At 73.0% G+C, this 23091-nt stretch carries 16 protein-coding genes and 1 pseudogene; 12 read left to right on the top strand and 5 right to left on the bottom strand.

Annotation, left to right across the window (positions count from 1 at the left end):
* Positions 1-57: 57 nt before the first annotated feature.
* The 5 genes from ACFUUZ_RS01460 to ACFUUZ_RS01440 all read right to left on the bottom strand — a co-directional run bounded on the left by ACFUUZ_RS01460 (position 58) and on the right by ACFUUZ_RS01440 (position 3961).
* Positions 58-1440, bottom strand: a complete 1383-nt coding sequence (locus ACFUUZ_RS01460; protein ID WP_378691178.1) for a hypothetical protein — start codon at positions 1438-1440, stop codon at positions 58-60.
* A gap of 116 nt (positions 1441-1556) precedes the next feature.
* Positions 1557-2327, bottom strand: coding sequence for an SDR family NAD(P)-dependent oxidoreductase (locus ACFUUZ_RS01455; RefSeq protein ID WP_378691175.1), 771 nt, complete (start codon positions 2325-2327; stop codon positions 1557-1559).
* 73 nt (positions 2328-2400) lie between these two features.
* Positions 2401-2895, bottom strand: coding sequence for a DUF4254 domain-containing protein (locus ACFUUZ_RS01450; RefSeq protein ID WP_378691172.1), 495 nt, complete (start codon positions 2893-2895; stop codon positions 2401-2403).
* 92 nt (positions 2896-2987) lie between these two features.
* A complete protein-coding gene (locus ACFUUZ_RS01445) occupies positions 2988-3605 on the bottom strand; it encodes a hypothetical protein (protein WP_378691169.1) in 618 nt (205 codons plus the stop codon).
* A 119-nt stretch (positions 3606-3724) separates the two neighbouring features.
* Positions 3725-3961, bottom strand: a complete 237-nt coding sequence (locus ACFUUZ_RS01440; RefSeq protein ID WP_378691166.1) for a hypothetical protein — start codon at positions 3959-3961, stop codon at positions 3725-3727.
* A gap of 545 nt (positions 3962-4506) precedes the next feature.
* Here ACFUUZ_RS01440 and ACFUUZ_RS01435 point away from each other — a divergent pair.
* The 12 genes and pseudogenes from ACFUUZ_RS01435 (at position 4507) to ACFUUZ_RS01380 (ending at position 23085) form a co-directional block, all read left to right on the top strand.
* The gene (locus ACFUUZ_RS01435; protein WP_378691164.1) at positions 4507-5703 is read left to right on the top strand and encodes an alkane 1-monooxygenase; all 1197 of its coding nucleotides are present in this window, start codon (positions 4507-4509) and stop codon (positions 5701-5703) included.
* Entirely contained in the window at positions 5690-6736 is a 1047-nt protein-coding gene (locus tag ACFUUZ_RS01430) for a hypothetical protein (protein WP_378691161.1), read from the top strand. The genes ACFUUZ_RS01435 and ACFUUZ_RS01430 overlap by 14 nt, the downstream gene beginning before the upstream one ends.
* 134 nt (positions 6737-6870) lie before the next feature.
* Entirely contained in the window at positions 6871-7356 is a 486-nt protein-coding gene (locus tag ACFUUZ_RS01425) for a hypothetical protein (RefSeq protein ID WP_378691158.1), read from the top strand.
* A gap of 26 nt (positions 7357-7382) precedes the next feature.
* Positions 7383-8120 carry an ABC transporter ATP-binding protein gene (locus ACFUUZ_RS01420; protein WP_378691155.1) on the top strand — a complete coding sequence of 246 codons (738 nt, stop codon included), beginning with the start codon at positions 7383-7385 and terminating at the stop codon, positions 8118-8120.
* Positions 8117-8902, top strand: coding sequence for an ABC transporter permease (locus ACFUUZ_RS01415; protein ID WP_378691152.1), 786 nt, complete (start codon positions 8117-8119; stop codon positions 8900-8902). Before ACFUUZ_RS01420 ends, ACFUUZ_RS01415 begins: the two co-directional genes overlap by 4 nt.
* Before the next feature lie 10 nt (positions 8903-8912).
* Positions 8913-11783 carry an ABC transporter ATP-binding protein/permease gene (locus tag ACFUUZ_RS01410; protein ID WP_378691150.1) on the top strand — a complete coding sequence of 957 codons (2871 nt, stop codon included), beginning with the start codon at positions 8913-8915 and terminating at the stop codon, positions 11781-11783.
* Entirely contained in the window at positions 11780-13519 is a 1740-nt protein-coding gene (locus ACFUUZ_RS01405; RefSeq protein ID WP_378691147.1) for an ABC transporter ATP-binding protein, read from the top strand. Before ACFUUZ_RS01410 ends, ACFUUZ_RS01405 begins: the two co-directional genes overlap by 4 nt.
* 163 nt (positions 13520-13682) lie before the next feature.
* Positions 13683-17066 (top strand): annotated as a pseudogene (locus tag ACFUUZ_RS01400) (amino acid adenylation domain-containing protein); the annotation flags it as partial.
* A gap of 33 nt (positions 17067-17099) precedes the next feature.
* Positions 17100-17660 (top strand): GNAT family N-acetyltransferase, encoded by a 561-nt coding sequence (locus tag ACFUUZ_RS01395; RefSeq protein WP_378691502.1) that lies wholly within the window; start codon positions 17100-17102, stop codon positions 17658-17660.
* A gap of 9 nt (positions 17661-17669) precedes the next feature.
* Positions 17670-19451 carry an IucA/IucC family protein gene (locus ACFUUZ_RS01390; RefSeq protein ID WP_378691145.1) on the top strand — a complete coding sequence of 594 codons (1782 nt, stop codon included), beginning with the start codon at positions 17670-17672 and terminating at the stop codon, positions 19449-19451.
* Positions 19448-21694 (top strand): penicillin acylase family protein, encoded by a 2247-nt coding sequence (locus tag ACFUUZ_RS01385; protein WP_378691142.1) that lies wholly within the window; start codon positions 19448-19450, stop codon positions 21692-21694. Before ACFUUZ_RS01390 ends, ACFUUZ_RS01385 begins: the two co-directional genes overlap by 4 nt.
* Complete coding sequence (locus ACFUUZ_RS01380) at positions 21691-23085, top strand: peptide synthetase (protein ID WP_378691139.1); 1395 nt, start codon at positions 21691-21693, stop codon at positions 23083-23085. Before ACFUUZ_RS01385 ends, ACFUUZ_RS01380 begins: the two co-directional genes overlap by 4 nt.
* Positions 23086-23091: the final 6 nt, after the last annotated feature.

Genomic DNA, 23091 nt, shown 5'->3' with positions numbered 1-23091 from the left:
CCCGCCGAGGTCGCGGGACCGGCGGGAATCAGGCCGAAGCCGCCGTCTCGAGCGCGGTCAGCGCGCCCGTTCGGCCGCGCGCCCGCGCTGGGTCGGGCTGAGCGCCTCCGGCCGGTAGTAGCGGTCGTAGAACTCGGTGTCCACGTGGCTCGCCTGGTAGGCGAGCACGGTGCGGAACGGGCCGCTGCCGCTGGGGATCCTGCCGTACCTGCGGAACAGGTACTCGCAGCAGGCGATGGTGGCGGCGATGGTGTGGTCCGCGTACTCGGCGATGCCGGACTGCACCGCGGGCGCGTCCAGGAATCCGCTCACCGCGCCACCGTCCCGGAAGGTGCCGCGCGCGGCGTCGTACTTGAAGTCGACGAAGGCGAGCACCGCCTCCTCCATGGAGCGGTAGGCCGGCGGGCAGTACGGCTGAAGCAACGCCGTGCCCCCGCGGTTCAGCCCGACCGCGGTCGGGAACGGGATGTCCCGCCGGGTGAGCTTGAGCGCGGCGGTCATCAGCGGATTCCCGCCGATGGTGCGGGAGAACGGGATCGGCTTCATGTGGAAGCCGAGCGCCTCGAACCAGGCGTACGGGTGCGCGGCGAAGTGCGGGAAGCCGCCGAGCCCGAGCGCCTGCGCCATCAACCCCAGGTTCTGCAGCATGGCGCCCTGCTGCACCGCGACGAATTCGTACAGCCAGTTCTCGATCATGCTGACCGTGCCGACCCGGCCCGCGGCGAGATCGTCGTCGAGATGCCCGCCCTTCGAGCGCGCGAACTTCCCGAGCCCGGCGGGCGCGAAGCGGTTCCGGTCGTCCAGCAGGAAGTAGGACATGTCGTCGCCGAAGGCCGAGAGCATGAGGTTGATCGCGAGCGCGGTCAGCTCGGCGACCGGCAGGAAGTAGGTGGTGCCTGGAACGTTCGCCGAGTAGTGGTTGAAGGGCGGGGTGAACGGCACCTCGCGGGGCAGCTCCGGCCGCCGGTCCGCGATCCGCACCCGCATCCGCTCGTACAGCGGCACCAGCTTGCCCTCCCTGGCCAGCTGGATCAGCTCGGGGATCTCGGTGCGCTCCAGCTCCTGCGGGCGGCGCACCAGCCAGGCGCCGTCGTCGTCGATCACGATCAGCGCGACATCGTGCACGGAGTCGCCGCTCGGGATGGTGCGGCCGATGAACTGCATCATGATGTTGCCCGAACCCGTTGCGCCGTAGGGCAGCTCGGAGAGCGAGTGGCCGGTGATGCCGCAGGCCGCGAAGGCGAGCGCCGCCTGCTCCTCCAGGGTCAGCGGCCGCGGCGGCGCGGTGCTGGCGTGCGCGAGCGGCCCGGTGCCGAGCGTCATGCCGGGGGCGAAGCGCCGGGACCGCCGCCACAGCAGCGCGTCCATCAGCGGGTACTCCCGCAGCCGGGCGGACACGTCGAGATCGGGGTGGTGGTGCGATGGAATCTGCGTGGTCACTCTGCGCCTTTCCTCGGTTCGGGAAGAACGTAGAGTTCGTTATGGCGCAACGGGTTAACGTCGCGCTACACCTTCGAAACGTCTCACCATCGCAGCGATGACGGCATGTCAGGCGCTCAGCGCGCGACGGTGCCGCCGTCCACCAGCAGGCTCTGCCCGGTGATGAAGCTGCCCGCGTCCGAGCAGAGCAGCAGCGCCGCCCCGACCAGCTCGTCCGGGCGCGCGATCCGGCGCAGCAGCGGCACCTTCGCCATGGCATCGATGAACTCCGGCGGGTTCTTGCGCACCATGTCGGTGTCGACCGCGCCCGGCACGATGGCGTTCACCCGGATGCCGTCGGCGGCGAACTCGGCCGCCATCGAGCGGGTGAAGGAGAGCAGCGCGGCCTTGGCCGCGGCGTACATCGAGAGCCCGGGCGCGAACTGCAGCGCCGCCACCGAGCCCAGGTTCAACACCGCCGCGTGCTCGCTGGCGCGCAGCTGCGGGAGCGCGGCCTGGACCAGGAAGAGCGGGCCGTACACATTCACCCCGAAGGATTTCTGCACCGCGTCCGGCTGCATCGCGGCCAGCGGCTGGGCCAGTGCGTTGGCCGCGTTGTTCACCACGATGTCGATGCCGCCGAAGGCCTGCACCGCGGTCTCGACCAGGGTGTGCAGCGCGTCGAGTTCACCGAGGTGGGTGGGAACGCCGATGGCGTCGGCGCCGAGCTCGCGCAGCCGCGCGGCGGCCTGCTCGCACGCCTCCGGCTTCCGGCTCGCCACCACCACGCGCGCCCCCGCGCAGGCGAAGCCCTCGGCGAGCGCGAGGCCGATGCCCCGCGTCCCGCCGGTGACGACGGCGGTCCGCCCGCTCAGATCGAACAACTGCCGGAAGGACGCCTGATCCACGGGAACACCTCTCGCCACGCGGGCACCGCTGCCCGTCCCGGCCAGTTGTATCACCCGGGTGCGCGGCGGCGCGTCAGCGATCCACCTCGGGGGCGGGCAGCCTGCGCTGGCCGCGCATGACCTCGACCACCAGGTCCTGGTAACCGACGAAGAGCTCGGCGACCTGGGTCCACGCGGCGTGCACCGCGGGGTCGGCGGCGTCGTGCCGCGCCATGGCCCGCTGGAACCGCGCGTAGGCGCGGGCGATGCGGTCCACCACCGAGCCGACGGTCTCGGTGTGCAGCCTGGCGCCGTTGCGGTGCTGCGGCACGTGCCCGATGGTCCAGACGTCGATGGCGTGCATGATCTCGGTGCGCCGCTGGGCCAGCCCGGCGGCCCAGGTGTCGTCCTGCTGGTGCAGGGTGAGCAGCTCGACACACCAGCGGGCGATCGGGTGCTCGGCGGGGCGGCTGCCGCTGATCGCGGCGAGCAGCTCGGTCATCGGGAACAGCGGCTCGATGTCCTCGAACCGCCCGAACCGTTCGTCGCGGCCCGTGCCGCGAACCTGGATCACTCGCGGCACTGCCATGAACTACTCCGGTGTCTGGTCCCCTGACGGGTTTCAGACTGTAGTCTATCACCGCGAGAATGACATTCTCAATTTCGTTGAATTAGATTTCGTCAGCGGTCGATCGAGGTGGCCGCCGGGTGCGGCCCGGCCGGGTCGAGGTCGGTGGCGATCGGCGCGTGCACCGTCGCTCCGCTGCGGAAATCCTCCACCGGCCCCGCGGCGGCGGCGAGGCCCGCCGAGGCCATGGCCCTGGTCTTGAAGGCCCGGGCGGCGCGGCTCAGCCGGTACTCGACCGGGCTGAGCAGCTCCGCGCTCGCGGGCGGCGGGCGCTCGCCCCACACCACGACCTCGAGGCCGCGGTCGAGCAGCGCGAGGTGCAGCCCCTCGTCCGCCTGCGGCAGGCGCAGGCAGACGCCCGCCGCCATGGCGATGGCGTGCGGGGTGCGGCCGCGGCCGCCGGTAGCCAGCGCGTGGTCGAGGCTCGCGACCTGGACGCCGAGAATGCGCAGCGGGGTGTCGTCGGCGACGCCGGGGACCAGGACCGTGACCTCCCAGCCCGCGGTCGAGCGGTCGAACATCCAGCCGCCCGCGTGCTGCACCGCGTCGGCGACGCTCAGCGCCACCACGTCGAGGCGGTACTTCACCAGGCCCCAGTCCCACAGCGTCCGGGTGGCGAGGGGCGTGCGGCGCACGTGCTGCACGCTGCCGCCAGGGGACGGGCCGCCCATCGCATCTCCATCGTCGGCGCTCCGCTCTCCGGTGCCGCCGGGCTGATCGGCGACGGAAAGCTTCCTCACCATACGGTCAGCTCGATGATGTGACAAGGGTCACAGGCCGGGTGGCACGGTCAGGCCGGGCGCGAGCGCGGCTCGGGATCGGCGAACTCCGGGCTCCACCGGGCGTCGGCGCCGACCGGTCGCGTCTCGGCCGCGCGGGCCCAGCCCGCCACCGCGTCCGCCGCGCGCAGCACCACATCCGGCGTGGCGGTCGGCGCGGGCGCCCGGTGCGGGCTCGGGGTGCGGCGGGGCAGCGGCGGCCGCGGGTCGCCGAACTCGTCCTGATCGGAGGGCGGATGGCTGTGCACGATGCTCCCGGTGGGGTCGGCGAGTCGGTGACTCGGTGCGGAAACGTTCGGCTCCGGCTCGGTGCGTACGCGCGTAACCTCCGGAACGCCGCCAACGATAGTGCACGGCGCGGCTCTCCCGTCCTGTCGAGTTTCCTTGCTGCTCAGGCGAATATCCCGCCGGAGAGACTCGGGTCATGCCGCGGCCGGGGCTGCTATGGATACGCGGGGCCATCGGTGGTGACCGGTGGGTACCGCCCGCTCGCGGCTCGGTGAAAGGTCCCAAAACTCGCGCGTTTCGGTTTGCGGGGTTCGGCGTCCGAATGGGTCAATGGCGTGGTGGCGGGGCTCCGAAGGCGACCCATCCGGGCGATCATTGACATGTCTCGCCAGATCAATGGGATTCTGTAACATCGGGAATCGGCCCGCACGCTGGCGTGACCGCCGCGGTGGGGTGCTCCCGTTTTCCCGAACCCGATCCGGGCAGGGGGCGGAAACCTTAGGGTCGTCGCGGTCGGTCCGGATGCGCACAAGGACGTGGGCACGTCGTTCGGGCCGGCCGTCCCATGCTGTGGTTCGAGTGGACGGTGTCGTCGCTCCGGAAATATCGAGGTGACGCCGTGCCCGACCGGGCTGTTGACCCGAAACGACACCTCTGGGTTCTGGGGTTGATCGCGCCGGCCTCGGCGTTGTTGCCGTCGCAGTTGGTGTTGCAGACGGGGTCGCCGGTGTTCTGGTGGATCGGGCCGTTCATCGTGTTGGTGGCGATCCCGCTGTTGGATTGGGTGGTGGGGGAGGACGGGTCCAACCCTCGCGATGAGGATTACGAGCGGCTCTCCGCGGACCGGTTCTACCGGTGGTGCACGTATCTGTTCCTGCCGATCCAGCTGATCGGATTGTTGATCGCGTGTGCGATGTGGGCGGGCACGGAGCTGAGCGTGGTCGACAAGGTCGGGCTCGCCACCACGTTGGGGTTGGTGTCGGGGATCGGGATCAACGCCGCCCACGAGTTGGGGCATCGGGTCGAGCATCTGGAGCGGTGGTTGGCGAAGGTCGCGTTGGCCCAGTCGGGGTACGGGCATTTCTTCGTCGAGCACAACCGCGGCCACCACGCACGGGTCGCCACCCCGGAGGACCCGGCCAGCGCCCGACTGGGGGAATCGCTGTATTCCTTCCTGCCGCGCAGCGTCGCGGGTGGGTTCCGGTCGGCGATCGAGATCGAACGCCGACGGCTGGCGCGTAAGGGGTTGGGTTGGTGGTCCCCGCGCAACCACATCCTGCAGGCGTGGGCGATGACGCTGGTGTTGTTCGGTGGGTTGACCGCGGTGTTCGGGTGGGCGGTGTTGCCGTGGCTGTTTCTGCAGGCGGTGATCGGTGCCGCGTTGTTGGAGACGGTGAACTATGTGGAGCACTACGGGTTGTTGCGGGAGCGGAAGGCCGATGGTCGGTGGGCTCGGTGTTCGCCGCGGGATTCGTGGAACAGTGATCGTTTGGTGACGAATATTTTCCTGTTCCATTTGCAGCGGCACAGTGATCATCATGCGAATCCGGGGCGGCGGTATCAGACGTTGCGGACCTCGGAGGTGGCGCCGCAGTTGCCTGCGGGGTATGCGTCGATGATCGTGTTCGCGGCGGTGCCGCCGCTGTGGCGGCGGATCATGGACCATCGGGTCCTCGCGCATTACGGCGGCGACATCACCAGGACCAATCTGCACCCGGGCGCTCGGATCCGGCTCGCGGAGCCCGCCGATGCTGTGGCGTGACGTCCGCGGGGTCTTCGAGGCGAGGGTGGGGGAGCGGGTGGTGCGCGGCTGGGCGCCCACCGTCGAGGACATGGCCGCCCTGCTCCGCCGCTACGGCGCCACCGCCACCACCGGGCCGGTCGTCTCGCTCGCCCCCGCCGCCGCGCACCTCGACCACGTGCGCGCCGGGCACCTGGACCAGGACCCGGGCTGGCCCCGGCTGCTGCGGGCCGCCGCCGACCGCCCGCAGCGGGACATCCTGCGCGCCGGGCTGGTTCAGCTGCGCGACCGGATCCCGGCCGCCGAGCCCGAGCTGCGGGACTGGCTGCACGCGCGGATCGCCGCGGTCGACGCGGCGGCACCGCTGGTCGAGCGGATCGCGGTCTTCGACGGCACCCCGCCGGTGCCCTACCTGCCCGCCGACGGCCCGCAGGCGGGGGCGCAGAGCCTGGACTGGATCGACCCGCGCACCGTCCTCGCGCTCCCCGCCCGCGCCCGCGAGGTGGGCGACGACGACCGCTGGTCGCTGGCCGGGTTCTGCCGCACCCTGCGCGCCGTGGGCGGCGAGCCCGAGCTGCGCTCCTGGATGGACGATTTCCTGCTCGGCGGCCGCACTCAGCCGATCCGGCTGGTCCGGGTCGAGGGCCCGGCCGGACCGGTGTACGAGCTGCGCGCCGACGGCGCCCGCAGGCTGCAGTTCGCCCGCGTCTTCGGCCTGCCCGTGCTCGCCCTGGTCCGAGCCGCGCAGCTGCCGCGCCCGCTGCTCCCCGCGAGCACCCCCGCCGCCACCGGTTTCGACCGGTGGGGCGAGCTCTGGCAGGGGCTGCGCAGGCACCGGCTGCTCGATGTCGCCGAGGACGCCGCGCACACGCCGCCGCGCTGGAACCCGGCCCGCCTCACCGCCGAATGGCTGCTGCTGCCGCCCGCCGTCGCGACCGCCGCCAACCGCGCCTACGACCGGCTGCACCCCGGTGGCCTCGCCCGCGCCACCGGCCTCCCCGACGCCGTCCTCTTCGACGCCGACCGCTGGGCGGGCACCCTGCTGACCGGCTGACCGGGCCGCTCACCGACCCCGAACCGCGCATTAACTTAGGTTTGACTTACCAAACTTTCCGCGGTTATCGTTGGCAACGCTCGGCCGCCGATTGTGGCGCCGCGTTCTCCTGTGGGTCCGTCGGAAGGTGTGTCATGGTCAAGACGATCAGGGCCGGTATCGTTCTCTTCACCGCCCTCGTGGCGAGTCTCGTGCTGGCGGCCGGGCCTGCCACCGCGGACGTTTCGATCCGCGACGCCAAGGCGGGCGACCTGTACGTCCGCGCCGAGCAGCCGAGCCTGGACCAGCTGGAGCGCCAGTTCGCGGCTTTCTGGAACCCGAACATCGGCATCGACCCCAAGGTCGAGGTGAGCTACAACGGCCCCGGTGCGCGCGCCGAGCTGGAGAAGGTCATGCAGTACAGCCGGACCATGGACTTCTTCTCGCTGCAGGGCCGCGCGATCGGGCCGGTGCAGAACGACGGCAAGACCCTCTCGGTCACCGTGCACGGCCTGATGGCGGGTATCCCGGCGCAGACCACCACCTACCACTTCATCCGGGACGCCGGGCTCTGGAAGTTCGACTGGAAGCGGATCTGCCAGCAGCTGCAGTGCGCGGGCAACCCGAGCTTCGGCTACTGAGCAGCTGACGAACGCGGGGCCGCAGCATGATCAGCGTCGAGGGTGTCACCAGGAGCTTCGGTGACCGGGTTGCCGTCGGGGAGGTGAGCTTCACCGCCGAGGACGGGGCGATCACCTACCTGCTCGGGCCGAACGGCGCCGGGAAGACCACGGTCATGCGGATGATCGCGGGCCTGGTCCGCCCGGATTCCGGACGGATCCGCATCGACGGCAAGGGGTTACCCGAGCTGGCGAGCACGCTCGGCACCATCGGCTTCGCCCTCGGCGCCTTCGCGCGCAACCCGCGGCACACCGCCGAGCAGCACCTGCGCTGGCAGGCCGCGCTCGGCGGTATCCCGCGCGCCGACGTCGGCGCGCTGCTCGACCGGGTCGGGCTCGGCCCGGCCGCGAAACGTCAGGTGGGCCGGTTCTCCTACGGCATGCTGCAGCGGCTCGGAATCGCCGCCGCGCTGCTCGGCGAGCCGGGCACCATCGTGCTGGACGAGCCGGCCAACGGGCTCGACGTCGAGGGAACGCTGTGGCTGCGCGAGCTGCTCACCGGGCTCGCGGCGGACGGCACCTGCCTGCTGGTGGCCTCGCACGACCTCACCGAGGTGGCGATCACCGGCACCAGGATCGTGGTCATGGGCGCGGGGCAGGTGCTCTGGGACGCGAGCCGCGACGAGACCGTCGCCCGCGGCTCCGGCGAGCGTCCGCTGGAGGCCGCCTACCTGGAGATCACCAGGGGCAGCGTGGAGTACGCGGCGAGCGGAGCAGCGCGGTGACCCTGCTGATCAACGCGGTGCGCAGCGAGTTCGCCAAGCTCTCCGCGCGCAGCCCGCTCTGGTACACGGTGCTGCCGCTGGCGGTGCTGATCCCCACCGCGCTCAATTTCGGCATCGCCAAGGCCGTGGAATCCAACCAGCTCAACGGCGGCGGCGGCATGGACACCGACAATGCCGCCTACTGGATCCTGGTCTTCTCCACCTTCATCCTCATGGTCGGCGCGGTCTCCGCGCTGGCCGGTGAGTTCAAGGACGACACCGCGCAGATCGTCTTCCGGATCCAGCCGCGGCGCTGGCTGCTCCCGGTGGCGAAGCTGGTGGTGTACGGCCTGATCGGGGCCGTCACCGCGGCGCTCACGACGCTGCTCATGCTCGGCGGGTTCCCGCTGCTCTTCCCGGAGATCTGGGGGCGGGTGGACATCCTCTCCGCCGACGGCATCCGGCTCTGGGTCGGCATCCCCCTGTTCACCGTGCTGGTCTGCGCGCTCGGGCTCGGGCTCGCCGCGCTGCTGCCCAAGCCGGGGCTGGTGGTGATCATCGTGCTGCTCTGGAAGTTCGGGGTGGAAACCTTCGTCACCTTCGTCCCCGGTGACCTCGGGATGACGCTGCAGCAGCTCTCGCCGTTCAAGAACGGGGAGCTCGGGGTCGGGCAGATGGCCACCTTCGACAGCGCCTTCGGTGGGGAGAACGGCTCGCTGCTGTACTTCGCCGCGATCTGCGTCGCGATCTTCGCCGCCGGAACCGTGCGGCTGACCCGCACCGACGTGCAGAACGACCAGTAAAGGAAACGGCATGGCTCGCAGAGGTTTCCAGGGTGCGGTGCTCCGCGGCTTCGGCGTGGTGTACCACACCGCCACGGTGCTCGGCACCGAGCAGACCACCCCGCGGCTGCTCCGCGTCTGGCTGACCGCGCCGACGCTCTTCGCCGAGATCAGCGTGGAGCCGACCGCATGGCTGCGGTTCTGGTTCCCGGACCCGGAGGGCTCGGAGAGCGAATTCCAGCGCGGCTACACGATCGCCGAGGCGGAGCCCGAGACCGGGCGCTTCGCGGTCGATTTCGTGCTGCACGAGCCCGCCGGCCCCGCCTCCGCCTGGGCGAGCAGGGTGACCGGCGGCGAGACCATCGAGGTCACCTCGTTCGGCTCCAAGAACTTCACGGTCGGCGACGACCTGCCCGCCGGGTACCTGCTGATCGGCGACTCGGCCTCGATCCCGGCCATCAACACCATCCTCGCCGCGGTGCCGCCGCAGGTCGCCGTGGAGGTGTACCTGGAGCTGCACCACGACGACGACCTGCTGATCCCGCTCACCCCGCACCCGCTGGCCCGGGTGCACTGGGTGCCGCGCAGCTCGGAGTCGGCGCTCGCCGAGGCGCTGGAGACCCGCGACTGGGCGAACTGGTACGCCTGGGCCGGGCCGGAGTCGGCCTCGCTCAAGCACGTCAAGGCCAGGCTCAAGGAGTTCGGCTTCCCCAAGACCGACATCTACGCCCAGGCCTACTGGGTGCACGGTCGCGCCATGGGGAAGTCGCGCGATGCCGCCGAGCGCGAGGCGGAGCTGGCGGGCGCCGCGGGCAGCGGCGCCGGTCGCGCCGGCGGCGCGGGCTCGCGCGCCGGTACCGCGCACCCGGCGGCCGGCGCCGAGCCGGGCGCCGTGCCGACCGGCATCGCCGAGCCGACGTCCGCTGCCGCGGCGGTCACGAACGGCCCCGGCGCGGTGACCGATGCCGCCGCAACGGCGACCAACGGCGGTGCCGCAGCGGCCACGAACGGCGCTGCGGCAGCGGTCCCGAACGAGGGTGCCGCCGCGGTGCCGAACGGCGCTGCGGTGCCGAACGGCGCTGCGGCGAGGGGCCCGAACGTCGAGGTCCTGCGGCCGGATGCCGCTGCCGCCGGACCTGCCGCCGCGGCCGCGGCACCCGCCACCCCGGGACGCTGGCGTTCGCAGGCGGGCACCCGGCTCTTCGACGAGATCCGCGCCAAGCTGTGGGTCGCCGGGGTGCTGCAGGTGGTGCTCACCCTGCTCCAGCTCGCGCCCTACGTGCTGCTCGTCGAGCTGGCCAGGAACCTGCTGTCCGGCAGCGACAGCGGGACGCTGTGGTCGCTCGGGCTCTGGGCGCTCGCGCTCTTCGGCATCGGCACACTGCTGGAATCCGCGCTGCAGCTCTGGCTGCACGCGGTGGACGCCGGGTTCGGCCGCGACCTGCGCGCCCGGCTGCTCGGCACGCTGGCGAAGCTGCCGCTCGGCTGGTTCACTGCGCGCAGCTCGGGGCAGGTCAGCAAGCTGATCACCGGCAACACGCTGTCGCTGCACTACCTGGTGACGCACGCCGTCACCGACGCCGTCGCCGCGGTGGTCGCGCCGCTGGCAGTGCTCGGCTACCTCATCTGGGTGGACTGGCGGCTCGGGCTGATCCTGCTGATCCCGGTGCTCGGCGCCGTGTTCACCATGCTCACCATGATGGCCCAGTCCGGGCCGAAGACCGTGCAGTCGCAGCGCTGGGCCGAGCGGATGAACGCCGAGGCCACCTCGTACCTGGACGGCCAGCCGGTGATCCGGGTCTTCGGCGGCGCCGCGGCCTCCCCGTTCCGGCGCAGCCTGGACGGCTACATCGGCTTCCTGGACGGCTGGCAGCGCCCGTTCGTCGGCAAGAAGTCGCTGATGGACCTGATCACCCGCCCGGTCACCTTCCTCTGGCTGATCGCGCTCGCGGGCACCGCGCTGATCACCTCCGACCGGCTGGACCCGGTCGACCTGCTCCCGTTCCTCTTCCTCGGCACCACCTTCGGCGCCCGGCTGCTGAGCATCGGCTACGGCCTCTCCGGGCTGCGCGAGGGCAGGCTGGCCGCGCGCGACATCCAGATCACGCTGGACGAGCCCGCGCTCGAGGTGCGGACCGGCGGCGCCGAGCGCGCCGACGAGCCCGCGGGCCGGGTGGTCTTCGACGACGTCACCTTCGGGTACCGCCCCGGCGTGCCGGTGGTGCGGGACATCGCGCTCACCCTCGAACCGGGCACGGTCACCGCGCTGGTCGGGCCGTCCGGGGCGGGCAAGTCCACGCTGGCCGCGCTGCTGGCCCGGTTCCACGACCTGGAGTCCGGCGCGATCCGGGTCGGCGGCCGCGATATCGCCACGCTCACCCCGGACGAGCTGTACACCCGCGTCGGCTTCGTCTTCCAGGACGCGCAGTTGGTGCACGGCACGGTCCGGGAGAACATCGCGCTCGCGGTGCCGGACGCCGACGCCGCCGCGGTCGAGCAGGCCGCCCGCGACGCCCAGCTGCACGACCGGATCCTGCGGCTGCCGCAGGGGTACGACACCGTGCTCGGCGCGGACACCGCGCTCTCCGGCGGCGAACGCCAGCGGCTCACCATCGCGCGGGCGCTGCTCGCCGACACGCCGGTGCTGATCCTGGACGAGGCCACCGCCTTCGCCGACCCGGAGTCGGAGTACCTGGTGCAGCAGGCGCTGGACCGGCTCGCCGCAGGCCGCACCGTGCTGGTGATCGCGCACCGGCTGCGCACCGTCACCGAGGCCGACCGCATCGTGGTGCTCGACGGCGGCGCGATCGCCGAAACGGGCACCCACCCCGAGCTGCTCGCCGCCGACGGGCGCTACGCCCGGCTGTGGAACGCCGCCGAGACCAAGGAGTTCGCGCGATGATCCGCACCATCCTGGCCCTGATCCCGGCCGCGCGGCACCGGCTCTTCGCCGGCTACCTGGCGCTCACCGTCGGCTCCACGCTGCTCCGCGCGGTCGCCGTGGTGCTGCTCGTGCCGCTGGTCACCGCGCTCTTCGGCGCCGACCCGGCGGAGGCGTGGCCCTGGGTGGGCGCGCTCACCGGCGCGGTCGCCGCGGGCTGGATCGTCGACTCGATCGCCTCCAGGGTCGGCTTCGACCTCGGCTTCGGCATTCTGGACTCGGCGCAGCGCTCGGTCTCCGCGCAGGTCGCGCGGATCCCGCTGCGCTGGTTCGGCGAGGAGAACTCGGCCATCACCCGGCGGGCCATCGCCGCCACCGGGCCGGAGCTGGTCGGCATGGTCGGCTACCTGATGACCCCGGTCATCCAGGGGCTGCTGCTGCCGATCGCCATCGGGCTCGCGCTGCTGCCGATCGCCTGGCAGCTCGGCGTGGTCGCGCTGCTCACCGCGGTGCTGCTGCTCGGCGCGCTCTGGGCGACGCTGCAGCTCACCAGGAAAGCCGACCGGGTCGCCACCGACTCCAACAGCGTGCTCACCGCGCGCATCCTGGAGTTCGCCCGCACCCAGGCGGCGCTGCGCGCGGCCCGGCGGGTGGCCCCGGCGCGCAGCGAGACCGGGGCGGCGCTCGACGCCCAGCACGGCGCGACCGTCCGGCTGCTGCTGCTCAGCATCCCCGGACAGGTGCTCTTCGGGCTGGCGAGCCAGCTCGCGCTGCTCGCCCTGGCGGGCACCACCGCCTGGCTCGCCGTGCGCGGCAGCATCGGCCTGCCCGAGGCCATCGCGCTGATCGTCGTGGTGGTGCGGTTCCTGGAGCCGTTCGCCGCCATCGGCGACCTCTCCGGCGGGCTGGAGAGCGCGCGGAACACGCTGCGCGACATCGAGACCGTGATCGACGCGCCGGAGAAGGCGTCCGGCGCCGCCGAGCTGCCCGACGTCCCGGCGGGCGCCGGTGTCGAGCTGCGCGACGTGCACTTCGGCTACGGCGACGACCGGGTACTCAGCGGGGTGGACATCGAGTTCGGCGCCGGGCAGGTCACCGCGATCGTCGGTCCCTCCGGCGCGGGCAAGAGCACGATCCTCGCGCTGGTCGCGGGGCTGGAGGCGCCGGGGCAGGGCAGCGTGCTGGTCGGCGGTGTCGACCTGGGCACGCTCGACCCCGCGGTACGCCCCGCGGCGGCCTCCGTGGTCTTCCAGCAGCCGTACCTCTTCGCCGGGACCATCAGGGAGAACGTGCTCGCGGGCGACCCCGGCGCCGACGAGGAGCGGCTGGCGGCCGCGCTGCGGCTGGCCCGGGTCGACGAGTTCGCCGACCGGCTGCCCGACGGCCTGGACACCGTGGTCGGCGAGGCCGGAACGGCGCTCTCCGGCGGTGAGCGGCAGCGGGTTTCGATCGCGCGGGCGCTGCTCAAGCCGTCGGCGGTGCTGGTGGTGGACGAGGGGACGAGCGCGCTGGACGCCGAGAACGAGGCGGCGGTCGTCGCCGCGCTCGCCGACGACCCGCAGCGCCGGACCCGGATCGTGGTGACGCACCGGCTCAGCACGATCGCGGGCGCCGACCGGGTGCTGTTCGTCGAGGGCGGCCGGGTGGTCGAGGACGGCACCGTGCCCGAGTTGCGTTCCGCCGGAGGACGATTCGCCGAATTCTGGCGACAGCAGAACGATGCCGCGGGCTGGCGGATATCCGCAGGCGTCGGCTGAGGCGCACAACCGAAGAAACTGTCGAACGGGCCGGTAGCGGCGCGGGGTATCCGCGCGCCCGGACGAGGTGAATTCTGTTGCGTCGCAACAGATCACACTCGACAGAAGGTGAAATTAGGGTACCCTAATCAAAAGTCTGCGAGAGGCGTTGTCGATGGTGGTCATGCGTTCGGAGACGGATCTCGACGTCCGGGCGGAAGTCGGATCGGTCTTGGGAATCGCGCCGGAGTCGCTGGATTTCGAGGGTGATCTGATCCAGCAGGGGTTGGACTCCCTGCGCATGATGCGGCTCTCCGGGAAGTGGCGGAAGCGCGGGCACGACATTGATTTCGCGCGGCTCGCCGCCGATCCCACGCTGCGCGCCTGGACCACGCTGCTGGTCGGCGAGGCCCCCGCCGCGCCCGCGGCCGCGCTGCCCGAGGTGGATCCGGCCGCGCCGTTCCCGCTGGCCCCCATGCAGCACGCGTACTGGATCGGGCGCTCGCACAGCCACGCCTTCGGTGGGGTCGCGGCGCACCTGTACATCGAGTTCGACGGCCGGATCGCGGACGCGCCGCGGTTCGAGGCCGCGGTGGCCGCGCTGCTGGAGCGGCACCCCATGCTGCGGGTGCGGGTGCTGCCGGACGGCACCCAGGTGGTCGGCCCCGCGCACCCGGAGGCGATCGCCGTGCACGACCTGCGCGAAGCCCCCGACGTCGAGCGGCTGCTGGCCGAGCGGCGCAGCGCGGGCACGCACCGCGCGCTGCCGATCGAGGAGGGCGCGGTGCTGCGCGCCGAGCTCAGCCTGCTCCCGGGCGGGCGCACCCGGACCCACCTCGACGTGGACATGATCGCCGCCGACGCCATGAGCTACCGGGTGCTCGTCGACGACCTGGCCCGGCTCTACCGCGGCGAGGAGCTGCCGCCGCTCGGCGTCGCCTTCCCCGCGCTGTCCGCGGCGCGCACCGGCCGCGCGCAGAAGGAGGCCGACCTCACCTGGTGGCGGGAGCGGATCCCGCACCTGCCCGGCCCGCCGGAGCTGCCGCTGAACGAAGCGGCGCGGCGCGGCGCGGGCGAGCCCGCCACCGTGCGGCTGCACCACGCCATCGACGCCGCCGACCGCAAGCGGCTGGAGGAGCACGCGCACCGGCGCGGCACCACCCCGGCGGCGGCGGTGGCCGCGGTCTTCGCCGAGGCGGTCGGCGCCTGGTCGGCGAGTTCGCGCTTCCTGCTCACCGTCCCGCTCTTCGACCGCGATCCGGTGCACCCGGACGTGGAGCGGGTGGTCGGCGACTTCACCTCCTCGCTGCTGATCGACGTCGACCTCAGCACCCCGCAGACGCTCGCCGAGCGGGCGGCCACCATGCGCACCGCGCTGCACGAGGCGGCCGCGCACGGCAGCGTCGGCGGGTTGGACGTGCTGCGCGAGCTGGGCAGGCACCGCGGCGAGCCGGTCGTCTCGCCGGTGGTCTTCACCAGCGCGCTCGGGCTCGGCGAGCTGTTCTCGCCCGCCGTCACCGAGGTGCTGGGCGAGCCGTCCTGGATCGTCTCGCAGGGCCCGCAGGTGCTGCTCGACGCGCAGATCACCGAGCTCGCGGGCACCCTGCTGCTGAACTGGGACGTGCGCGCCTCCGACCTGGAGCCCGGTGCCGCCGAGGCCATGTTCGGCTACTACGTCCGGCTGCTCGACCTGCTCATCGCGGGCGAGTGGGACGTCACCGCCCCCGACCCGCTCGGCGCCGAGGTGCGCGCGCAGCGGCTCGCGGCCGAGCGGCCGCTGCCCGCCACCACCGACTTCGACGGCACCCTGCACGGCAGGGTGCTGGCCCTCGCCGAGCAGCGCGGCGCCGCCCCCGCGGTCGTCGCCGACGACCGCACCCGCTCGCACGCCGAGCTCGCCGACGAGGCCCGCCGGATCGCGGGCGCGCTGCGCGCCGCCGGGGTGCGCACCGGCGACACCGTCGTCATCGACCTGCCCAAGGGCGGCGACCAGGTCGCGGCCGCGCTCGGCGTGCTCACCGCGGGCGCGGCCTACGTCCCGCTCGCCCCGACCCAGCCCGCCGCACGCCGGGAGCGCATCGCCGCGGTGGCCGCGCCTGCCGCGGTGCTCACGAACCGCCCCGCCGCCTGGCCGGACGCGGCGGCGCTGGAGATCGGCACCGCCCGCGCGGCCGAGCCGGCCGAGCCGGTGCCGGTGTCCCCGGACGACCTCGCCTACGTGCTCTTCACCTCCGGGTCGACCGGGCTGCCGAAGGGCGTGCAGGTGCCGCACCGGGCGGCGGTCGCCACCCTCACCGACCTGGTCGGGCGGTACGAGCTCGGCGCGGACGACCGGACGCTGCAGGTCTCCTCGCTGGAGTTCGACCTCTCGGTCTTCGACATCTTCGCCCCGCTCGCCGTCGGCGGCGCCGTCGTCGTCCCCGGAGACGACGAGCACACCAGGGTGGACACCTGGGCCCGGCTGCTCACCGAGCAGTCGGTGACCGTGCTGAACTGCGTGCCGTCGATCCTCGGCATGCTGCTCGACCTGGCCCCGCTGCCCGCCTCACTGCGGGTGGTGCTGCTCGGCGGCGACAAGGTGGACGTCGCGCTGCTCGACCGGGTCGCGGCGCAGCTCCCGGACTGCCGGGTGGTCGGGCTCGGCGGCACCACCGAGACCGCCATCCACTCCACCGTCTGCGAGGCGCCGCAGGTGCCCGCGGGCGCCGCCTTCGTGCCCTACGGCACCCCGCTGGCCGGGGTGCGCTGCCGGGTGGTGGACTCGGTCGGCCGGGACCGACCGGACCTGGTCCCCGGCGAGCTGTGGATCGGCGGCGCGGGTGTCGCCGACGGCTACCGCGCCGACCCGGAGCGCAGCGCCGACCGCTTCCTGCTGCGCGACGGCGTGCGCTGGTACCGCACCGGCGACCTGGCCCGCTACCTGCCCGGCGGCTTCCTGGAGTTCCTCGGCCGCGCCGACCACATGGTCAAGGTGCGCGGCTACCGGGTCGAGCTCGGCGAGGTCGAGGCCGGGCTGCTCGGCCTCGACGCCGTCACCGCGGCGGTGGCCTGGTCGGACGGGCGCGAGCTGCGCGCCGCGGTCGTCGGCAGCGCCGAGGGCGAGGCGCTGCGCACCGCGCTCGCCGATGTGCTGCCCCCGCACATGATCCCGCGCTCGATCACGGTCGTGGAGGCACTGCCGCTCACCGCCAACGGCAAGTACGACCGGGCGAAGATCCGCGAGCTGGCGGGCGCCGATGACCGCGCCGTCGTCGAGCCGCGCACCCCGCTGGAGCGCGCGCTGGTCACCGTGCTCGGCGAGATCCTGCCGACCCGCCCGCTCGGCGTCACCGACGACTTCCTCGCGCTCGGCGGCGATTCCGTGCTCGCCACCGCCTTCGTGGCGCAGGCCAGGCAGTGGCTGGACACCCCCGACCTCACCGTCGCCGACATCTTCGTGCGCCGCTCGGTGGCCGGGCTGGCCGCGCGCATCACCGAGCTGGAGGGCGAGCGCGCGGGCCGGGTCGCCGAGACCGTGCTCGCCGTGCTGCGGCTGACCGACGCCGAGGTCGAGGACGAGATCGTCGGCGCAACGCCGCACTACCCGTTCGAGTCGCGGCCGATGGAGATCGAGCGGGACGCGGAGATCGCGCACGGCTGGCTCACCGACCCCAAGGCCGAGTACTGGGGGATGCTGAACAGCACCGTCGCCGAGGTCGAGGAGCTGATCCGGCACAGCGCGGAGATCGGCGGCGCCCCGCAGTACGGGCTGCGCATCGGGTCCTACGAGGGCAACCCGGAGTTCCTCTTCGAGCTCTACAACCCCGCGACCAGCGAGCTGGCCGAGCCGGGCACCGGCTATGCCGCCGAGCCCGGTGACATCGGCATGCACCTGCTGGTGGCGAGCACCGACCGCAGGCTCAGCGGCTTCACCGGCGCGGTGATGCTGCACATCATGCGCACCGCGTTCTTCGAGCTGGGCGCGGAGCGCGTGGTGGTGGAGCCGGACGTCCGCAACCTGGATGTGCAGCGGCTGAACGCCGCGGTCGGGTTCGCGGTGGCGGGCGACTACCCGGTGGGCGAGAAGGTGGCGCGGCTGAGCTACTGCACGCGCGCCGATTTCGTCCGGGTCACCGGCAACGGCCGCTTCCTCGCCCCCGCCTTCCGGCGCACCGATTCCTGAGAGGCCGACGTGTCCCCCTCTTCGTACTGGCCCGCCTACCACCGCAGGACGGCGGTCAAGGTGTTGGCCGAGCTCTGCCACGAGCGTTTCCTCCGCCCGGAGGCCGCGGCGCCGGGGGAGTACCTGGTGCGCTCCGGCGACGGCGGCACCGAGTACACCTTCCGCGCCGAGGTGCTCGCACTGGACAGCTGGAACATCGACCACGGGTCGCTGCGCCGCACCCGCGACGGCGTCGAGCTGCCCATCGACGCCATCGCCCTGGTGATCGACCTGGGCCCGGCGCTCGGCATCGCGCCCGAGGCGCTGCCGGAGTACCTGGAGGAGTTCCGCAACACCCTGCTGATCGGCGCGGGCCGCCCGGACGAGCGCCGGATCCCGGCGGCCGAGCTGGCGGCGGCGGACTTCCAGACCATCGAGCGCACCATGACCGAGGGGCACCCCTGCCTGCTCGCCAACGCGGGCAGGCTCGGCTTCAGCGCGGACGACGTGCGGCGCTACGCCCCGGAGTGGGGTGCGCGGTTCGCGCTGCCCTGGCTCGCGGTGCTGCGGGCGAACACCGACTTCGCCGCGATGTCCGGCGTCGACTACCGCGGGCTGGTCGAGGCCGAGCTCGGCGCGGAGACGCTGGCGCGGTTCACCGCGGTCCTCACCGACCGCGGCCTCGACCCGGCCGACTACTACTTCATGCCGGTGCACCCGTGGCAGTGGACCGAGAAGATCCAGCGGATCTACGCCGTCGACCTCGCCGAGCAGCGGATCGTCCCGGTCGGCGAGAGCGCCGACCGCTATCAGCCGCAGCAGTCCATCCGCTCGCTCTTCGACATCTCGACGCCGGAGCGGCACTACGTCAAGCTGGCGCTCTCCATCGTCAACATGGGCTTCACCCGCGGCATGTCGGCGGACTACATGCGCACCACGCCACTGATCAACGACTGGGTGCGCGAGCTGATCGCCTGCGACCCGTACCTGGAGGCGCTCGGCTTCGCGGTGCTCTACGAGGTCGCCGCCATCGGCTACCGGAACACCGAGCTCACCGCGCTCACCCGGCCGGGCTCGGAGTACCGCAAGCTGCTCTCCGCGCTGTGGCGGCAGAGCCCGGTCCCGCTGGCCCGCGCGGGCGAGCAGCTCACGACCATGGCGGCGCTGCTGCACATCGACCACGAGGGAACGCCGCTGGTGCGCGCCTTCGTCGAGCGGTCCGGGCTGCCCGCCGAGGAGTGGCTGAGCCGCTACCTGCGCTGCTACCTGCACCCCATCGTGCACCTGCTGTACCGGTACGAGCTCAAGTTCTCCCCGCACGGCGAGAACCTGATCCTGGTGCTGGACAACGGGGTTCCGGTGCGCGCGGTGCTCAAGGACATCGGCGAGGAGGTCTCGATCTTCGGCGATGCCGCCGGGCTGCCCGAGGCGGCCCGCCGGGCGATCACCGAGGAGCCGGACGAGATCCGCGCCATGGGCATCCTCTCCGACGTCTTCGACGACTTCCTGCGGCACCTGGCGCTCATCCTGCACGCCGACGGCCTGCTGCCGGACGACCGGTTCTGGGCGCTGGTGGCGGCGAGCCTGGTGGAGTACACCGAGCAGCACCCGGAGCTGGCCGAGCGGTTCCGCCGCTGGGACCTCTTCGTGCCCGCCTTCCCCGCCATCCACCTCAACCAGCTGCAGCTCGGCAACAACCGGCGCATGGTCGACCTCGGCAACTCCTACGCCACCCTGGTCGCGGGCGACCACGCGCTGGCCAACCCGGTCGCCGCCCACCGCCCCGCCGAGCGGGAGGTCGCGGTCCCGTGACGATCGAGATCATCCGCGACGCCAGCGGCATCCCGCACATCAGCGCGGAGTCGGCCGCCGGTGCGCTGTACGGGCAGGGCGTCGCCGCCGGGGTCGACCGGGCCTGGCAGCTGGAGTTCCTGCGGCTGCGCGCCGAGGGCCGCACCGCCGAGGTCTTCGGCGCGGGCACCGTCGGCTGGGACGAGTTCGCCCGCCGCTCCCGGATGGACGCCGCCGCCCGGCGCATCTTCGAGGCATCCTCGCCGCGCACCCGGGAGCTGGTCACCGCCTACGTGGACGGCGTGAACAGCACCCTGGACACCGCGGAGGCCCCCGAGCTCACCGAGTTCGAGCACCGCCCCGCGCCGTGGCAGCCGTGGACCCCGATCGCGGTGTTCCTGGTGCACCACATCCTCTTCGGGCGCTTCCTGACCAAGCTGTGGCGGCTGCACGCCTGCCGCGCGCTCGGAACCGACGCGCTGGCGCTCTTCGACTGCGAGGGGGTCGACCCCGGCGAGCCGACCGTTCCGGCGCAACCGGACGCGGCGTTCCTCGCCGAGCTGCTCGGGCACTTCACCGAAGCCGCTGCGGGACAGCCTGATCCGACGACCTTCGGCGATCCGATCTCCGGCAGCAATGCCTGGGGCGTCGCGGGCGCGCGCACCGCGAGCGGTGCGCCGCTGATCGCCGGTGACCCGCACCGGTTCCTGGAGCTGCCCGGCATCTACCAGCAGTTCCACCTGGCGGCGCCGGAGTTCGACGTGGTCGGCTTCGCCTTCGCGGGCGTGCCCGGGCTGCCGCACTTCGCGCATGCGGGTTCGGTGGCGTGGGGGATCACCAATGCCATGGGCGACTACCAGGACCTCTACCTGGAGAAGCTCACCAGGACCGCGGACGGCGTGCTGGCCGAGACCGCGGACGGGGCCGCGGCGGCCGCCGTGCACACCGAGCAGATCCTGGTGCGCGGCGCCGACCCGGTTCCGGTCGAGGTCGTGGTCACCGGCAACGGCCCGGTGATCATCGGCGGCCCGCAGGCGGCCTGCGCGCTGAGCCTGCGCACCCCCATGCTCTGCGACCCCGACACCACCTTCGACGCCGTGCTCGACCTGCTCTTCGCGACCAGCACCGGCGAGGTCGAGGCGGCCGTGCGGCAGTGGTCCGAGCCCGCCAACCGGATCGTCGTCGGCGACACCGCCGGGCGGGTGACGCACCACGTCACCGGCCGCATGCCGGAGCGCGCCGCGGAGAACTACTGGCTGCCGGTCCCCGGCTGGGACGCCAGGTACCAGTGGCGCGGCTACGCCACGGAATCGGTGCGGGACACCGATTTCGACGCCGCCGTTCCGGAGCACTCGGTCATCGCCAACCAGCGCATTCCCGGCGTGCCCCCGCTGCAGCCGGTCACCACCGAGTGCGTCCCGCCGTTCCGCGCCGACCGGATCGACGCCCTGCTGGCCGCGAACCCGGCCGTCGGGGTCGCCGACTGCGCGGCCATCCACGGCGACGTCCGGCTGGACCAGGCCGCGGCGCTGCTGGACCGGATCCGTGCGCTCGCCGAGCTGAGCCCGGCGGCCGAGAAGCTCCGCTCCCGGCTGCTCAGCTGGGACCGCGAGATGGCGGCCGAGAGCACCGACGCCTACCTCTTCGCCGAGGTCAGGTCCCGGCTGGTCGCCGGGGTCGTGCGCGACCCCGCGCTGGCGGGGCTCGCCGAGCCGCACGCCTTCCCGCGGGTCTTCGACCCGTGGTTCGTGGCGGGTACCAGGCTCGCCGCCGCGCTGGACTCGGTACTGGCGCACGGCCCGCGGCTCGGGGTCGCGATCGACGCGGCGCTGACCGCGGCAGTGGAGGCGGTCGCCGCGCTGGAGACCGTGCCGACCTGGGGCGAGGTGCACGTGCTCACCCCCATCCACGGCATGGACCTCGCCGGGGCCACCCCGCGGCACCCGGAACTCTCCGCCGCCGTCCGGCCCGCCAGGTACCCGCTCGGCGGCGACGCCGAGTGCGTGTTCGCCAACGCGAGCGCGGTCGGCTTCTCGCACGCCTGCGCCACCGGCTCGGCCGCGCGCTACGTCTGGGACCTCGCCGACCGGGACGCCGGGCGCTGGATCGTGCCGCTCGGCGTGAGCGGCGACCCCCGCTCACCGCACTTCCAGGACCAGGCGCCGCACTGGTCCCGCGGCGAGCTCATCGACATCGTCAGCGACTGGACCGTGCTGCGCGCGAACGCCGCCGCCGTCCACCGGTTCACGCAGGGAGAAGCATGACCGTACTGACCGACACCCGGCTGGAGCTGGTGCGCAGGCGGCTCGCCGCCGCCGGGCTCGCGGGCGGGCACCGCTTCGCCGCCCCGGCGCTGCCGCGGGTGGACACCGGCGAGTTCGGCATCGCCGAGCGCCGCATGTGGAAGATCTACGAACTCGACCCGGAGTCGCTCTCGCACACCATCGGGCTGATCCTGCGCTTCGACCGGTCCTACACCGTCGGCGGGCTGGTCGACGCGGTCGAGCTGGTGGTGCGCGAGGCCGCGGTGCTCGGCTCGCTGGTCGCCGTCGACGGCTCCGGCATCCCGCGCCGGGTGCCGGGCGCGACCACCGGGGAGTGGTTGGAGCCGGGCGCGATGTGGAGCTGGAACGCGCCGGCCGCGACCGCGGACGAGCTGGTCCGCATCCCCTTCCGGCTCACCGAGGAGCCGCCGCTGCGGGTCAGGGTGGAGGCGACCGCGGACGGTGTCACCGTCCTCTTCGTGGTGCACCACCTCGCCGTCGACGACACCTCGTGGCCGCTGTTGCTCGGCACCCTGATCTCCGGCACCTGGCCGGACGCCGCCGCGGTGCCGCCGGTCCTGCGGCCGACCCCGCAGGTGGAGCGCGCGGTCGAGCACGCGACGCAGACCTGGGCCGCCGAGGGCATCCGCTTCCCGCTCTCCGGCGAACTCCCGGCCGTCACCCCGGCGGAGAGCTGGCTGGCTCCCCTGGACGAGGACGCGGGCGCAAAGCTCACCGAGCCGGTCGACCCGGCCGCCGTCGCCGCGTTGGACGCGGTCGCGCACGAACTCGGCGGCACCGCGAACGCCCTGTTCATCGCGGTCACGGCGCTCGGCGTGCACGCGCTCACCGGCGCCGAGGACCACGTGCTGCTCGTCCCCGCGGACAACCGGCAGCCCGGCGACCGCCCGGACCGCGTCGGCTACAGCGGCAATATCGTGCCCATGCGCTTCGCCGTCGACCCGGCGGCGAGCGTGCGGGAGACGCTGCGCGCCGCGGTCGCCGTCGTCTACCGGGCCATGGAGTTCGCCGGGGTCGACTACGGCACCGTGCTCACCGCGCTGCGCGGGGCGGGCGGCCGCTTCCCGGTCGCCGAGATCATGGCCTCGGTGCGCACCGCGCCGCTGCGCGGCATCCCGGTGCCGGACGGCGCCAGGGTCACCTGCGAGTCGGTCTTCACCGGCATCGCCCCCTACCCGCTGACCTTCGCCTTCGAGCTCGCCCCCGACGACGGGGTGCACCTCGAGGTCGACCACCAGCTCGGCACCGTCGACGCGGACTTCGCGCGGCGCGCCGCCCGGCTGCTCACCACCCTGGTCGCCCTGGTGCCCACCGCGCTGGACGGCACCGTGGCCGCCCTGGTGCGCGAGCTCACCGAACCGAACCCGTGAATCGAG

Origin of the sequence: Nocardia sp. NPDC057353 (assembly GCF_042667085.1) — a bacterium.
Lineage (GTDB): Bacteria > Actinomycetota > Actinomycetes > Mycobacteriales > Mycobacteriaceae > Nocardia.
Note: the sequence above shows the minus strand (reverse complement) of the source record. Positions and strands in the feature narration are given on the sequence as shown.

Bases quoted from the DNA above. Each gene is read 5' to 3' on its own strand.
- ACFUUZ_RS01395 (WP_378691502.1), top strand. From the start codon at position 17,100: ATGGAGATCGAGCGGGACGCGGAGATCGCGCACGGCTGGCTCACCGAC.
- ACFUUZ_RS01435 (WP_378691164.1), top strand. From the start codon at position 4,507: ATGCTGTGGTTCGAGTGGACGGTGTCGTCGCTCCGGAAATATCGAGGT.
- ACFUUZ_RS01425 (WP_378691158.1), top strand. From the start codon at position 6,871: ATGGTCAAGACGATCAGGGCCGGTATCGTTCTCTTCACCGCCCTCGTG.
- ACFUUZ_RS01445 (WP_378691169.1), bottom strand. From the start codon at position 3,605: ATGGGCGGCCCGTCCCCTGGCGGCAGCGTGCAGCACGTGCGCCGCACG.
- ACFUUZ_RS01420 (WP_378691155.1), top strand. From the start codon at position 7,383: ATGATCAGCGTCGAGGGTGTCACCAGGAGCTTCGGTGACCGGGTTGCC.
- ACFUUZ_RS01410 (WP_378691150.1), top strand. From the start codon at position 8,913: ATGGCTCGCAGAGGTTTCCAGGGTGCGGTGCTCCGCGGCTTCGGCGTG.
- ACFUUZ_RS01380 (WP_378691139.1), top strand. From the start codon at position 21,691: ATGACCGTACTGACCGACACCCGGCTGGAGCTGGTGCGCAGGCGGCTC.
- ACFUUZ_RS01405 (WP_378691147.1), top strand. From the start codon at position 11,780: ATGATCCGCACCATCCTGGCCCTGATCCCGGCCGCGCGGCACCGGCTC.
- ACFUUZ_RS01430 (WP_378691161.1), top strand. From the start codon at position 5,690: ATGCTGTGGCGTGACGTCCGCGGGGTCTTCGAGGCGAGGGTGGGGGAG.
- ACFUUZ_RS01450 (WP_378691172.1), bottom strand. From the start codon at position 2,895: ATGGCAGTGCCGCGAGTGATCCAGGTTCGCGGCACGGGCCGCGACGAA.